Here is a 14,413-nt window from a genome sequence, read left to right as displayed (position 1 = left end):
AATGATTGCATTAAAAAAACTGTTGTCCAGCGTGGAAGAAAACAAATCGATGTTGTGTGTCGGGCTTGATATTGATCCTCGCAAACTCCCCGAAGGATGTGACGAAAGTATCAAGAGTCTGGCCCGGTTTACGCTTAATATTATAGAAGCCACGTCCGATATTGTCGCGGCGTATAAGCCCAATCTTGCTTTTTATGAGGCGCTGGGCCCCGAAGGATTATCGCTTCTCAAACTGGTCTGTGATCGCATACCTGATGATACGGTTATTATTCTCGATGGTAAAAGAGGCGATATCGGAAATACCGGCGAATTTTACGCCAAGACTTGCTTTGAAGTTTACGGTGCCGACTGGGCCACGGTCAACCCTTATATGGGGTATGATTCGATCCGTCCTTTTGTCAGGTATAAAAATAATGGCGTCTTTATCCTATGCCTGACCTCAAATTCGGGGGCGCGAGATTTTCAAAGACTCGAAATCGGCAACCGACCGTTATATATGCATGTGGCCGAAAAAACGGTGTCGTGGAACAAAAATAATAACTGTGGGTTGGTCGTGGGAGCTACCTACGCGGAACAATTGACCAAGGTCCGCCGCATTGCCGAAGATATGCCGCTTCTAATCCCCGGAGTTGGCGCACAGGGCGGTGATTTGGAAAAATCGGTTTTGGGCGGAACCGACAATTTCAAAAAACCAGCTATAATAAACGTCTCCCGTTCGGTTTTATATGCCAGTGAAAAATCCGATTATGCCGAAGCGGCTCGCGCGGTTGTCGAAAAATTGAACGGTGATATCAGCCAGTTACGCCAAAAACCGATTTCTTAATTATTCTTATTTAGCTGACAGATAATTTTTACATAAAGAAAGGGCGAAATGCTTTTTAGCATTTCGCCTTGATTCATTTGAGAGAGATTCCTTAGAGTTACTCAGACTTTTTCACCTCTTCGCTGGAATCTTCATCCTCCCCGATCAGTCCCAGTTTTACCTTAACGTCGTGCTCGATTTTATCCTTTATATCGGCATTGTCTTCAAGAAACTGTTTGACTCGTTCGCGACCCTGTCCTAAACGGTCCGAACCATAGGAAAACCATGCCCCCGATTTTTGTACAATTTCTTCCCGGACGCCGATATCAAGGATCTCGCCGACGGTTGAGATGCCTTTTCCATAGGTGATATCAAATTCGGCTTCGCGGAATGGCGGCGCGACCTTGTTTTTCACCACTCGCACCCGGGTCCGATTACCGACCACGGAATCGCCGTCTTTAATAGTGGCTATTTTCCTGATATCAAGTCTGATAGAGGCGTAGAACTTCAAAGCCCGACCTCCGGTAGTCGTTTCCGGATTGCCGAACATGACTCCGATTTTCATCCTGATTTGATTGATAAAGATAAGGCAGCATCTCGATTTCGATACGACGCCGGTAAGCTTTCTCAATGCCTGCGACATTAATCGTGCCTGAAGACCCATGTGAGAATCGCCCATTTCGCCTTCGATTTCAGCCCGCGGAACCAGGGCCGCTACCGAATCAATAACGATAATATCGACTGCTCCGGAACGAACGAGAGTCTCGACGATTTCGAGAGCCTGCTCGCCAGTATCGGGTTGAGATATTAGCAGATTGTCGAGATCAACGCCTAAAGCCCGGGAATAGGCCGGATCGACGGCATGCTCGGCGTCTATAAAGGCGGCTGTTCCTCCTTCTTTTTGCGCTTCGGCAATAGCATGCAGGGCCAGAGTCGTTTTACCGGATGATTCAGGGCCGTAAATCTCAACGACTCGCCCGCGGGGATATCCGCCGACTCCCATGGCCGCGTCCACTCCCAGCGAACCGCTGGGAATAATATCAATACCGGCAGCGACATCGTCCCCGCCGAGTTTCATAATCGAACCTTTGCCAAATTGCTTTTCAATCTGGCTAACGGCCGCTTCCAGAGCTTTTTTCTGGTCTTGTTGTTGAATAGCCATAACCTTTCCCTTATTGTACAAGTTTAAATTCTCTTAAATTTTCATAAATCGGGCCGCGCGGAGTTAACGTCGATTTTATCAGGGCCGCTCGATCCAATATAACCGCTTCGCTATCAAAATACAAGTTTCTCAGATAATTCGAAAGCCGCGACAGGTCACTTCTTCTCTTGATACGTCCCAGAGTTAAATGAGGTGACAGGCGCTTTTTGTCTTTCTCGATGCCGATTTTGGCCAATTCATTATTTATCGCCATTGCCATTTCAACGGCCGGGTCGGCTCCGTCTATGCCCGCCCAGATTACTCGCGGATTTTTTAGGTTAGGAAATCCCCCGCACTCGCTTAATTTAACTTCAAATACTCTACGCCCGGTCAGGGCACGTATGACCGCACCTGCTACCCCCTCAACGATTTCCTCTTCCGTATCGCCCAGAAACTTGAGGGTTAAATGCATATTTTTCGGTTCAACCCACTTGATTCCATCGGCAAGGGGCCGCAAATCGGAAATAACCTTTTCCAATTTCTCCTTAATTTGACCCGGCAAATGCAGGGCTATAAACAGTCGCAACATTTGTATTTTGCTTCCCTGAGTTCCCAGTTTTTAATTTCATAGAAAATACAGTAATAAGCGATTGAAGTATATCACAAATTTCAATCAATTCCCAAAAGCTCTTTTCGAACCATATTTAAAGCCGTCGCAACGGCGCGCTCACGATTAATTTCCCGATCCAGGCTCAAGTTAAATTTACGATAATGCACTCGTTCGCCCGCGGCCAGGCCGATAAAAACGGTACCGACAGGTTTTTCTTCGGTTCCTCCGCCAGGTCCTGCGATGCCGGTTATTGATACTCCCATATCGGCTCCAAATAATTTGACAAGCCCCGAAGCCATTGCCTTAGCGGTTTCGGCCGAAACGGCGCCGAATCTCTCCAATACATCGCGTGGAACTCCCAGCTTGTTTATTTTGACGTCGTTGGCGTAGGCTATAACTCCCCCCGGGAAATAATTAGAGGAACCGGGAACTGACGTAATTCGAGCTCCCAATAGACCTCCCGTGCATGATTCAGCCACCGCCAAAGTCATTCCCTTTTCGGTTAATATTTGTCCGATGACTTCTTCGAGTTCGCGATCGTCTTCGGTATATATATATTTGTCCGCCCTGGCACGAATACCATCCGCGAGAAGCCTGACTCCGGATTCGACCTCTTCGGCGATTGTACCCGAGCCCTTAATACACAAATCAACGCCCTTATATGACGGAAGATAGGCCAGAGAAACTCCTTCGGCGAAATTCAGGGCAGGTCTGATTTTTTCGGCAAGGGCTGATTCTATGATGCCGGTGGTTCGCATGCGATGACGCCTGATTATTAAATTACCCATCTGGCCCTGAAGCATCGGTAACAATTCCTCATCGGTCATCGTGCGCATTTCAATCGGAACCCCGGGCATGGCGCAGAAAAATTTCCCGCGTTCTTCGATGACGATACCGAGGGCGGAGCCGGTTTTGTTGGCGAGAAAGCGAGCGCCTTGAGGTAAAAGAGCCTGATTTTGATTTATGGCCGGCATTTTCAAATCCCGGTCGGCGAATCTTTTTTGAAGGCTGGTCAGGATATCTTCATGAAAAATCAGGTTTCGCTTAAAAACTTTGCAGATCGCTTTTTTGGTAATATCATCATCGGTCGGGCCCAGCCCTCCGGTTGTGATGACGACATTGGCGCGCCGGAGTCCCAGATTTATCGCTTCAACCAATTGATCCATTTTATCGCCGGTTGAGCTTTTATATTTGATGTCCAATCCAATACTATCAAGCCGCTGTCCCAAAAAGGCCGAATTGGTATCAATTCTCGAACCGTATAAAAGTTCATCGCCGATTGTTATTATTTCTACAACCATTTTGCTTCTCGAATTTTTAATTAAAATCCCAGCCAGTTTAGCTGACTTAAAATAATTATGCACAGCCAACAAGTCAAATTTGCGTATATCGCCGCGAAAACATCATCCATCGTTATACCCCAGCCTCTGGGCAATGACTCGCATTTTCCCGACGGATACGGTTTGATGACATCATAAAATCTAAACAGGATAAAAGCCGCGATATAAACGTCAATACGATATGGCAAATAAATAAGCGAAACAAACATTCCGGCCCACTCATCGATGACTATTTTCTTGGCGTCATGCCCGAAAAATTTTTCGGCTCGACCTGAAGCCCAGACCGATATAATTATTGTCACAATTGCGGCTATTAAAAGCAAAACCTGATTTTGTCCCAGCCAAAACCAGGCAATTATCCAGGCCGGAATCGTCCCGATACTTCCGGGTACGACAGGAAAGTATCCTGAGTACAGACCGGTCGCGATGGCCTTTACCAGACCATTCATTATTTCAAGACCTCCTTTATGATTGACCCGTTTTTTATCAGGTAGTCGATACCGGTCAAAACCGTAACGACCGTCGTGCTCAGCATCATCCAGTCAAAAACCTGTATAACAAGGGGAGAATCGAAAAATCCGCCGGAATATCCCGCCGATTCCATCACCGTTTTCAGATTTATATAGAGCAGGATAGTTACAATGGTTGTCATCTGCAAAACCGTCTTGAACTTGGCCGACATAGTCGGCGAGATGATCATACCTCGATAAGCTGCCAACGAACGCAGGCCGGTGATTATAAACTCTCTGATAATTATCAACATAATCATCCAGGCTTTAACATACCCCAGCGCCAAAAAAGAAACAAATGCCGTAGAGGTCAAAATTTTATCGGCCAGGGGATCCATGAACTTGCCGAACCCGGTTGTAATATTGTATTTGCGGGCCAGATGGCCGTCCCAGACGTCGGTTAATGCGGCAACTATAAATATGACCATAGACAAAACCCGGCAATAGACATTTTCCATCAGGAAAAATACCATAAAAACCGGTGATAACACTATGCGTGCCAATGTCAATTTATTTGGGGTATTCATTATCCTCCATTATCAGGGCAAAAAGGTAAGGCAATATAATCGGGCTGTCAAGTTATGAATCCTGATATGATTGGGACATCTGCGAAATGTAAACAAAAAAATATCCCAGACCGGAGCGCACCAGTCTGGGATGACGATGTTAGGAAGAATCCACTACTGCAACACTTTCCGTTGCAATTATAAAAAAGCAAAATTTGACAAAAATGTCAAGAGAAAAATAATAGTTTATCGAATTTTTTTAATATAAGGTTTTGCCGTTCAATAAACTTCGAAACCCGAATCACCTCAATCAGGTTAATCCGAAGGTATTAAAACTACCGGATTTTGTCTTGACAAGCATTATTGGTATGGGTTTATTGGATGGTCATAAGCAAAGCGAGGAACATTGCAGCAAGAATCAAAAAAACTTCCGCGCAAAGCGGATGATTTATTCCAAAAGTGCCGTGAATGGACTGTCGCCAAAGAGGTTATGGCAACTGGCTATTATCCCTATTTCCGCCCGATATCGTCGGCTCTGGGCGATGAAGTTGTCGTGGCCGGCAAAGAAATGATTATGATTGGGTCTAATAATTATCTCGGATTGGTAGGAGACCCACGTGTCAAGGAAGCGGCGGCCAATGCAACTCTTAAATACGGTTCAGGATGCACTGGTTCAAGATTCTTAAACGGCACCCTCGACCTGCATATTGAGCTGGAAGAGCGCTTGGCAAAATTTATGAATCGCGAGGCGGCGCTTGTTTTTTCGACCGGATTCCAGACAAATTTGGGCACTATTTCATGTCTGGTCGGCAGGGATGATATAATTCTAATTGATCGCAGCGATCACGCTTCAATCGTGGATGGTTGTCGTTTGGCGTACGGCAAGATTATGAAATATGCCCATAACGATATGGACGATATGGAACGAGTTCTGGATATTGCGTATAACAACGGACTTCGGGGCGGTATTTTAATTATAACCGACGGTGTCTTTTCGATGGAAGGTGATATTGCCGATTTACCGCGCATGTGTGACATTGCGGAAAATTACGGCGCCCGGGTTATGGTCGATGACGCGCATTCTATTGGCGTCCTCGGATCCGGCGGCCGGGGTACGGCCGAACATTTTGGCCTTTCCGACCGGGTTGATCTGATAATGGCCACTTTCTCCAAATCATTCGCGTCGTTGGGAGGATTTATTTGCGGTGATGAGGATACACTGCATTATGTAAAACATTTTGCGCGGGAACTCATATTTTCGGCGTCGATTCCCCCGGGTGCGGCGGCCGCGGCCCTGGCCGCTCTGGATATAATCGAAACCGAACCGGAACGGCGCGAAAACCTGTGGAAAAATACGCGGAAAATGCATCAAGGACTTCGAGAATTAGGATATAATATCGGCGATACTCAAACCCCGGTAGTGCCAATTATGATTGGTGATGATATGACCTGCTTCAAATTATGGAAAGATTTGAGCGATGAAGGTATTTTCGCCAACGCCATAGTTCCTCCGGCGGTCGCTCCCAAAATGTCGCTGATTCGCACAAGCTACACCGCGACCCACACCGACCAGCAACTTGATCGAGTTCTGGATGCTTTTGCTCGGCTGGGGAAAAAATATAACATTGTCTAAAACGTGGATACGGTAACCAACAAAGGTAATATCGATTTATTGGAGGTCGAGAATTCGTCCGATCTCTACGCGTTTATCAAAGTCCCCTTTGATATTTATCGCGATGATCCCAACTGGGTGCCGCCATTGATTACCGAACGCAAAGATTTTTTCAATAAAAGTAAAAATCCTTTTTTCCGATCGGCCAAGACCCGGCTGTTTCTGGCTCGGAAAAATTCAAAATACGTCGGGCGCATCGCGATATGCGTTAATTACAGCTATAATGAATTTCACGAAGTCAATACCGGTTTTTTCGGATTTTTTGACTGCATCGAAGATTACGAAGTCGCCGAATTGCTTTTCAAAGTCGCGTTGATAAAGCTAAAAGCCGAGGGTGTGGATGCCATACTCGGTCCGTGCAATTTTTCCACTAATCATGAAGTCGGGATGCTTATCGAAGGATATGATATGCCTCCGGTCGTGATGATGACTTATAATAAACCCTACTATAATGATTTCGCTGAAAAATTCGGACTGCGCAAAGCCAAAGATCTTTTCGCGTTCAAAATATACGCCGACCGAGAATTTGACCCGCGCATTATAAAAATGGCTGAACGGATGAGAGACAGAGAGGGGATTGATCTGCGGATAATCAATATGCGACGGTTCAATAAGGACGTCGAACTGATCAACGAACTTTATAATAAAGCCTGGGCCAAAAATTGGGGGTTTGTGCCCTTGTCCAAAGATGAATTCCTGCATATCGCAAAAGATATGAAGCAAATTATCGATCCCGATCTTGTATTTATCGCCGAAGTCAACGGCGAAGCGGTTGGGTTCATCCTGACTTTGCCGGATATTAATCAAGCTTTGAAATACGCCAACGGCCGCTTGTTTCCGTTAGGGCTTGCGAAACTTCTCTGGCACACCAAAGTAAAAAACAAGGTGGATTCGGTTCGCATCATAACTTTGGGTTTGATTCCGGAATATCAAAAACGTGGAATTGATACTTTACTGTATCTGAAAACATACGAAGTCGCCAATGAAAAAGGCTATAAATACGGCGAGATGAGCTGGGTTTTGGAAGACAATTTTGCCATGGTTCGGGCCGGGGAACTGATGGGCGGGGAGCTTTATAAAAAATATCGCATTTACGGTATGCAGGTGTAATCATGATAAAGAAAAATCAGTATTTATGGATTATCCTAATTCTCTTATCTCTTTTCGCATTATTGTCATGCAAGAAAACTTATTTCTATGTCTCCGAAGAAGTACATGACAATACTTCGGTCCGGTTCACAACCAAATCATCTTTTTATACCAAAGGAAAGTCGATCGCGTTGACGCATGGCGGATTTGAACTCGTCCCCAGCGACAGCACCGTTTTGTTTATTGAAGGACAATCGACCGGTGTTGGCAAAGGCGGGGTCAGCGTCGCTCAACTGAGGCTGGCTGAGACGGCGCGTTTTTATGTGACTCTGCCGAATACTATCAATGTTGGAAAATACAATATCGGACATAAGGCAATATGCGAAATCACCGGCAATTTGAATTATCGGATAGGAGAAACCCTGTTTACGTGTCAGAGAGGCAGCGTCGTCGTCGATTCGTTGGTCGGTTCCAAAATCTACGGAACGATTTCCGGCGATTATCTCAACACCCGCAACCAGACTCTAAAAATCGAAGGCAACATCAAAGCGGGACAAAAGTAGGTTTAGCCGATGTGATCTGACTAACCGAAATTTACACCTGAATACTATTTACTTATTCGGATTTGCTTTCTGGTTTTATTTAATCGTGGCAGTAAAATAGTTACCCCGCCTGGAATGCCCGTAAATATTGACTTTTCGGGGTTTAGATGGTATACTTGTATGGTAGCTTGCTTTTGATAAATTTACAAAATGTAATTTTCAAAAATACTTCTATTCCGGTGTTGTTACCGAAATTGCGCCATACTAAAGGCGGGCTAAAGATTAAATAGGTATCTAAAAAACCAAATATGGAAATTGAACAATATTACATATTAACTGACTTGAAATACATTGACTTCCAAGTCGATTATAGCTATAATGGCGTTCAAAATCTGAACACATTGGCGCACGCTGTTGGTTTTGAATCCGAATTGGTAACGAGGGAAAGGCAGAATCCGGCGGATATGTTGGGGGCTGGGCCGCATAAATGCTTGACCGGGAATTCTCAACTAATGTATAATCATTGTGCGGCGAAGAAGGCTCGGGAGCAGGGAATGGTAAATCAAAATATACAACCCACGTTGCGTGAATTGAGTAAAAAAGAAAAGGCCGATATAAAAGGCGATTATTTTCAGCGTTTTTTATCCAGTGGCATTGAAGAAGGTACCCCTGTTTCTGAAATGAGAAAAAAATATCTCGATAATAAACAGAGTTACAATAATGCCGCGGATGAATTAGAGAGTTCTCTTAAAGAGGCAAAGATGCAATTGCTACAGACCCTTTCGGCTGATGCGATTAAAGGTATTCACACTAGAGCGAAGAAAAAAGAGAGTGTTGAAAAAAAACTATTTAACAAGGCATGGAAACATTGTGAATTCAATTCAGAATCAAATTGGCCGCGATTGGTCGATCAAGATACTTTAAATAAATTAATAGACCTACCGATACTAAATACATTATATGATGATATAAAGGATTTGGTTGGGGGACGGATTATTGTGGCTTGCCGGGAAGACATAATAAAATGCGCGGATCAATTGAAACGTTGGCTGGATGATAATAATTACGAAATTGTTTCTGACAGCGATAAGGATTTTACTGACAAACCCAATGAAGGTTATTATGGATTTCATTTTGTCGTCACAATGCCGGTTCAAGAATCGGAAGAGAATATATTTCTGAAAGCAGAAATACAAGTACATTCATTGTTAACCAATGCCTGGAGCGAATTCAGTCATGATATAGTTTATAAAAGAGTTTCATGGCCGGGAGTGCAAGTGATACCAGATGAAATAAGAAAAGACATGGAACAGATTAGCAAAGATTTAATATCATCAGATGAGCGTTTTGGAACATTGAGGAATAGAATTTATAAGGATTGATGAGGAGAATATTGCTTTATGGATAGTATGATTACCGGAATTGCCATCAGGCACAGACATACAAATCGAATAATGGAATCGAAAACGGAAAGTTCAGAAAAATTAATTGAATGGCTGAACTCTATCAATGGTTCAGTACGGAGGCAGTATGACCTGGAAATGATTTCTTCAGGGAAACTCCCAGTGGGCTTTGTGGGTCGCGATAAAAACTTCAACCATGGCATGGTAGTTGCCATTCCACCTATTCCTGAAGGATTGAAGGCGGAAATTGAAACGGATTACCCAATCAGTATTGTAGAGGGAGCGGATTACCCAGTCAGTATTGAACAGGAAAAGGATTTGCCCGTAATAAAGTTTATGAAGAGATTCGGTCCCGAATTAGTCGTTATCGCTGGTGAATTAAATTATAAGGTCTTCCCTGAAGCTTTTAAAATCGAGCTGTTTCGCCAACTTGTTTTTGCCAATGACATGGTAGGCGAAGGCCATCTGCAATTTATGGCCCAGGTCGTTTGTGGCCCGATTGCGATGATCAAAAAAGCCGAAAACCGAAACAAACGAAAAGGTTCAATTATTTACGACCTTGTCGAACATCAGGACATCGAAGTTTTCTATTCGGATAAACGGCAAAGCGAACACTTTCGTATGACTCCAATGGCAGTCTGCTGGGAAGGTTGGCACGCGCCCAACGATCCTGATAGAATTGGCAGTCATGCATATTATGATGCCGATAAAGTAGTTGAGTTTCAAATAAAGAAAAACAAAATACTGTCTGATGAAGATATTGTTATTCCATGTAATACGGTTCAGGATATTGATGACAATTTCATTTTCGTTACCGAAGATGAGTTAACTGAATTGGTTGAATATGTTAATAAGAAATTTCCAAATGATGAAAAAGCATTTGACAAATTGAACAAGTTGGATCTAATACCGTATCTTAAGGATCTTGATATCCCCCTACCCCATAAGTATTGAATATAATTGGATAATTTCTGCAAATGCAAAAACCGAATCATTGCGATTCGGTTTTTTTTATATATCCAGCTCGACCGTCTGACCTTCTTCGGCGATGGCGGTATCCCATTTAAATTTCTGACGGATGACCTGAGCCATATGTCTTTGCGAATCCGGTTCGCCGTGCACCAAAAACACTTTTTCGGGGGGCCTGTTGAATCCCAATAGCCACGCCAATATTTCCTCATAATCGGCATGACCCGAAAAAGCCGTCACCGTTTCCACTTTGGCCTTCAGAGGGATTTTTTGGCCGTGAATTTTAATCGTTGGATGGCCATCCTGAATGCTTCTTCCTCTGGTTCCTTGGGCCTGGTAGCCGATTAGCAATATCGTGTTATTCGGATTGGGCATGCGATGCACGAGATGATGCAGAATTCTGCCGCCGACGGCCATGCCGCTGGCAGAGATGATAATGGCGTTATTTTTGATATCGTTTATCTGTTTTGATTTAACCCGGGTGCGGCATCGATGCAGATGGCGGGGGCGAATGAAATTTTTCCCCTGGATAGTCAAAAGCCGGCTTTCGAGATCGAGATCGGCGATGCGTTTCTCAAAGACGGTCGTTGACTCAATTGCCATTGGCGAATCGATAAATACCGGCATTTCGGGAATGGAGCCGCGCTCCTCGAGTTCGCGAAGAACGTATAAGATCGTCTGCGTACGTCCCACCGAAAAGGCGGGGATCAAAAGAACGCCGCCCCGTTCCCGGCTTTCGTTTATGATTCCGGCCAGATCTTCAAACGGCTGTTCGTTTTCATGCAGACGGCCGCCGTAAGTCGATTCCAAAACGAGATAATCGACGTTGTAAACCTGCACCGGATCGCGCAGAAGCGGGCGTGAGGTTCGCCCCAAATCACCGGAAAACAGGATCTTCCGCGCCCGTCCGTTTTTCTTGACGCGAATATCGACCAGCGATGACCCCAGTAAATGTCCGGCGTCGCGGAATTTTATACGACCGTTTTCGCCGCAGGGAACGGCATCGCCGTAATGAACCGGTTTGAACCGTTTCATCGCCAGTTTAGCATCGTCGAGGTCAAAAAGCGGCAAGGCCGGTTTGTGTTTGGAAAATCCTTTTTTGTTGGCCCAGCGGGCGTCTTCTTCCTGTAGATGAGCGCTGTCTTTGAGGAGTATCCGCACCAGTTCTCGGGTGGCGTGAGTACAATGCACCTGCCCGACAAAACCCTCCTTGACAAATCGGGGCAAATAACCGCTGTGGTCGATGTGGGCGTGAGTGAGGAGAACTTTATCTATCGAAGCCGGATCGACCGGGAACGGTTCCCAGTTTTTCATCCGATATTCTTTTTTGCCCTGAAACATACCGCAGTCGATGAGCATGCGCGCGCCGTCAACTTCGAGGAGATGCCGCGATCCGGTAACAGTCCCCGCCGCGCCCAGAAATGTCAGTTTCGCCATATAGTTCCATCCGCTTTGAATGTTTTTTTCGTTATTTCAATGTGCGAATAATATATGCGGGAGGGCAATTAAAAAAAATCGCTAAGGAGTCTATCAGTCATTAGTAATTGCAATAATCATACCACAAGGACAACTCGAGAGTTGTTGCCACCGAATCATTTTTGTAGCGACAACTCTTGAGTTGTCGTGGTTGGCGTACGTCCTGTGCGCCAACAAAAAATAAAATATCAAGTGAGGTTTGTTACCGAATCGTTACTTAGCACACCCAACCAAGGGAGGAGCGCCGTCTTTGAATACATACTTAACCAAATAAACGACGTCGTCCGCCAGACTCGTAGCCGCAGTGAATATTAGCGCACACCAGATAATGACCGCTATCATATATCTCAATTCAAACTCCCCTAATATTCAATTTGCCCGAATACATCAAGGATGCATAACAGAATCTATACTGATTGCCTGTTATGAGTATATCGAAATGAGTCCAATGTCAATGAATTATAGGAGGGGCGCAAATGCGCCCCTCCAAAAATATATTACTTCATCAAAAGCATTTTTTTCGTTTGCGATTCATTGCCGAAATTCAATTGATAAAAATAAATACCCGACGGCAATTGCTTGTTCTTGGAATCAATTCCGTCCCAATAAACATTATGTATGCCGGGGTTCAAATGTTTCGATAACGGTTCGTCAACCAATTCACCAAGTATGTTGTATATCTTCATTTCAACAAATCCCGCTCGCGGAAGATAAAATTCAATATTTGTCCCTGGATTAAACGGATTTGGCTGATTCTGTTTGAGTGCGAATTGTCCGGGAATCATCGAATTTACATTTTCATCAACTGCGGTTGGAATTCCAAAATTATTATCATAAAAATCCTGTGCGACGGTGCCTATATTTTTCATAATCGAAATAGAATTCAATCTGTCCGGACCCTGGCCAACTATTAAGGCAGCGATAATTTCCGTCGAATCACCGGGATTAAACGATAGAGGACCGGTCGTCATCATGAAGCGGCGATCAGCAGGGTAAAAATCGAGATCGCCGGTACCGGCAACCGGATTACCGGAATGTACATAGAGCAGTGTTTGGCTGTTGTATTGATAAGGATTCCCGAATTTATCGAGCCCGTTCATGTACCAATACGATTCTTTATAATTATCAGGATCGGTTCCGTTGATATATTTATTAAATGATACCATGCCAATGTTGATTGAATCGGCGTATGTCTGCCCCCACATCCGTCCGGGAATATCAGGATCGGAGATGAATCTGGGGCGCAAGGGAGTTTGGAGTAACTTGATACCCAGGCACGGTGGAGTATGGGCATAGTGGTTGTCATCACCATCGGCATTATAGCAGAAACCAATATCATTAAGCGTGTCGCACCCGACATAATCATCTCCGGCTCCGCCCAGATCAGGATCAGCCCAGATAGATATATAAAAATTATTCAAATTTCGTGTGCCTTCGTTATAAATGCGAAATCTTAAGAATATTGTATTGCCCAAACTCCCCATTTGATCAAACGCGAATACGGTTTGTTTTACCTGGATTCCGATAGGGTCGGTCAAACCCCCATCCACATCTCCGCGCTTGCCGGCGTCAGCGTCGTTATAAACGGCCCAGCACATTTGATCGCCGATCATTTCAGGCTGATCGCTATCGTTAAGCGGAGCTCCTTGCTCATCGGCATAATTGATATAGTCGAGATAGTCCTGATTTGGGTTAGATGCCAGAGAGTCACCAAATAATTTGTAGACTTGATAATACCATTGATCATCCATAAATGTACCATTGTCCATCGGTCCGGGAACATATTCGCTGCCGTATTCAGAAATCGCCAGCACCGTATCACCGGTCGAGGCATCCACGCCGCCCAGCCATAAACCGCCGGCATATAAAGGAGATCTGATAGCCGACGGATTACCATTGATGATGTCATCAGGATTACCGTCATACGGGAAAAAGGTCCCGTAATCATACCCGAAATAACCCGAAAGATCTCTCCCAATGTTACCATGATTGGTTACAAACATTAAAATCTTATTGGCGTCAATAAAGGTAGTATTGTCAATAATTGCGGTTTGGTTTGTTGTGAAGTTTTTCGGTGGCTCGGCAAAAGCAGTTGCTGTTAATAACAGGCAAATCAGTAAAAAAGGATATGGGTTTTTCATGTTAAATTCCTTCCTCGGATTTTATCCTTCAAATAGATATAGGATGATGGTTTCGTTCGATAAAATCATCAATATTAGAATTAAATACATTATTTCAAATTGTAAAGGGAAAACATTTAATCTTTTTAGAGAACTTCTCGGGGCCAAAATTGTTATATCAATAATCGCCTGAGGAGCTTGCCTTTTTGGCTAAAGTTGCGTATTTAGGCGGAG

14 protein-coding genes are annotated in these 14,413 nt (G+C 44.4%); 6 read left to right on the top strand and 8 right to left on the bottom strand.

The window, feature by feature from the left end:
* Nucleotide 1: 1 nt before the first annotated feature.
* Nucleotides 2–823 carry an orotidine-5'-phosphate decarboxylase gene (pyrF, locus tag V3V99_08775; GenBank protein ID MEE9442747.1) on the top strand — a complete coding sequence of 274 codons (822 nt, stop codon included), beginning with the start codon at nucleotides 2–4 and terminating at the stop codon, nucleotides 821–823.
* 97 nt (nucleotides 824–920) lie between these two features.
* Here the strand turns inward: pyrF and recA are convergent, their stop codons facing one another.
* The 5 genes from recA to pgsA all read right to left on the bottom strand — a co-directional run bounded on the left by recA (nucleotide 921) and on the right by pgsA (nucleotide 4,929).
* The gene (gene recA, locus V3V99_08770; GenBank protein MEE9442746.1) at nucleotides 921–1,964 is read right to left on the bottom strand and encodes a recombinase RecA; all 1,044 of its coding nucleotides are present in this window, start codon (nucleotides 1,962–1,964) and stop codon (nucleotides 921–923) included.
* 10 nt (nucleotides 1,965–1,974) lie between these two features.
* Nucleotides 1,975–2,532 carry an RNA 2',3'-cyclic phosphodiesterase gene (gene thpR, locus V3V99_08765; GenBank protein ID MEE9442745.1) on the bottom strand — a complete coding sequence of 186 codons (558 nt, stop codon included), beginning with the start codon at nucleotides 2,530–2,532 and terminating at the stop codon, nucleotides 1,975–1,977.
* A gap of 80 nt (nucleotides 2,533–2,612) precedes the next feature.
* Nucleotides 2,613–3,854: a competence/damage-inducible protein A gene (locus V3V99_08760; protein MEE9442744.1), complete on the bottom strand. Its 1,242-nt coding sequence runs from the start codon at nucleotides 3,852–3,854 to the stop codon at nucleotides 2,613–2,615.
* A gap of 20 nt (nucleotides 3,855–3,874) precedes the next feature.
* Entirely contained in the window at nucleotides 3,875–4,342 is a 468-nt protein-coding gene (locus V3V99_08755; protein ID MEE9442743.1) for a phosphatidylglycerophosphatase A, read from the bottom strand.
* Nucleotides 4,342–4,929, bottom strand: a complete 588-nt coding sequence (pgsA, locus tag V3V99_08750) for a CDP-diacylglycerol--glycerol-3-phosphate 3-phosphatidyltransferase (protein MEE9442742.1) — start codon at nucleotides 4,927–4,929, stop codon at nucleotides 4,342–4,344. Before pgsA ends, V3V99_08755 begins: the two co-directional genes overlap by 1 nt.
* Nucleotides 4,930–5,314: 385 nt before the next feature.
* On the opposite strand from pgsA, the gene V3V99_08745 reads away from it, so the two are divergent.
* The 5 genes from V3V99_08745 (at nucleotide 5,315) to V3V99_08725 (ending at nucleotide 10,568) form a co-directional block, all read left to right on the top strand.
* Nucleotides 5,315–6,541, top strand: coding sequence for a pyridoxal phosphate-dependent aminotransferase family protein (locus V3V99_08745; GenBank protein ID MEE9442741.1), 1,227 nt, complete (start codon nucleotides 5,315–5,317; stop codon nucleotides 6,539–6,541).
* Nucleotides 6,542–6,544: 3 nt separating this feature from the next.
* The gene (locus V3V99_08740; GenBank protein MEE9442740.1) at nucleotides 6,545–7,690 is read left to right on the top strand and encodes a GNAT family N-acetyltransferase; all 1,146 of its coding nucleotides are present in this window, start codon (nucleotides 6,545–6,547) and stop codon (nucleotides 7,688–7,690) included.
* Nucleotides 7,691–7,692: 2 nt separating this feature from the next.
* Nucleotides 7,693–8,232 carry a hypothetical protein gene (locus V3V99_08735; protein ID MEE9442739.1) on the top strand — a complete coding sequence of 180 codons (540 nt, stop codon included), beginning with the start codon at nucleotides 7,693–7,695 and terminating at the stop codon, nucleotides 8,230–8,232.
* A 287-nt stretch (nucleotides 8,233–8,519) separates the two neighbouring features.
* Nucleotides 8,520–9,593, top strand: a complete 1,074-nt coding sequence (locus V3V99_08730; protein ID MEE9442738.1) for a hypothetical protein — start codon at nucleotides 8,520–8,522, stop codon at nucleotides 9,591–9,593.
* Nucleotides 9,594–9,611: 18 nt separating this feature from the next.
* Nucleotides 9,612–10,568, top strand: coding sequence for a hypothetical protein (locus tag V3V99_08725; GenBank protein ID MEE9442737.1), 957 nt, complete (start codon nucleotides 9,612–9,614; stop codon nucleotides 10,566–10,568).
* Nucleotides 10,569–10,625: 57 nt separating this feature from the next.
* Here V3V99_08725 and V3V99_08720 read toward each other — a convergent pair whose 3' ends face one another.
* The 3 genes from V3V99_08720 to V3V99_08710 all read right to left on the bottom strand — a co-directional run bounded on the left by V3V99_08720 (nucleotide 10,626) and on the right by V3V99_08710 (nucleotide 14,200).
* Nucleotides 10,626–12,020: an MBL fold metallo-hydrolase gene (locus V3V99_08720; protein MEE9442736.1), complete on the bottom strand. Its 1,395-nt coding sequence runs from the start codon at nucleotides 12,018–12,020 to the stop codon at nucleotides 10,626–10,628.
* Nucleotides 12,021–12,272: 252 nt separating this feature from the next.
* Nucleotides 12,273–12,410 (bottom strand): hypothetical protein, encoded by a 138-nt coding sequence (locus V3V99_08715; GenBank protein MEE9442735.1) that lies wholly within the window; start codon nucleotides 12,408–12,410, stop codon nucleotides 12,273–12,275.
* A 146-nt stretch (nucleotides 12,411–12,556) separates the two neighbouring features.
* The gene (locus tag V3V99_08710; protein ID MEE9442734.1) at nucleotides 12,557–14,200 is read right to left on the bottom strand and encodes a T9SS type A sorting domain-containing protein; all 1,644 of its coding nucleotides are present in this window, start codon (nucleotides 14,198–14,200) and stop codon (nucleotides 12,557–12,559) included.
* Nucleotides 14,201–14,413: the final 213 nt, after the last annotated feature.

The organism is Candidatus Zixiibacteriota bacterium, from assembly GCA_036480375.1.
Lineage (GTDB): Bacteria > Zixibacteria > MSB-5A5 > GN15 > JAAZOE01 > JAZGGI01.
This window is presented reverse-complemented; position numbering and strand designations above follow the sequence as displayed.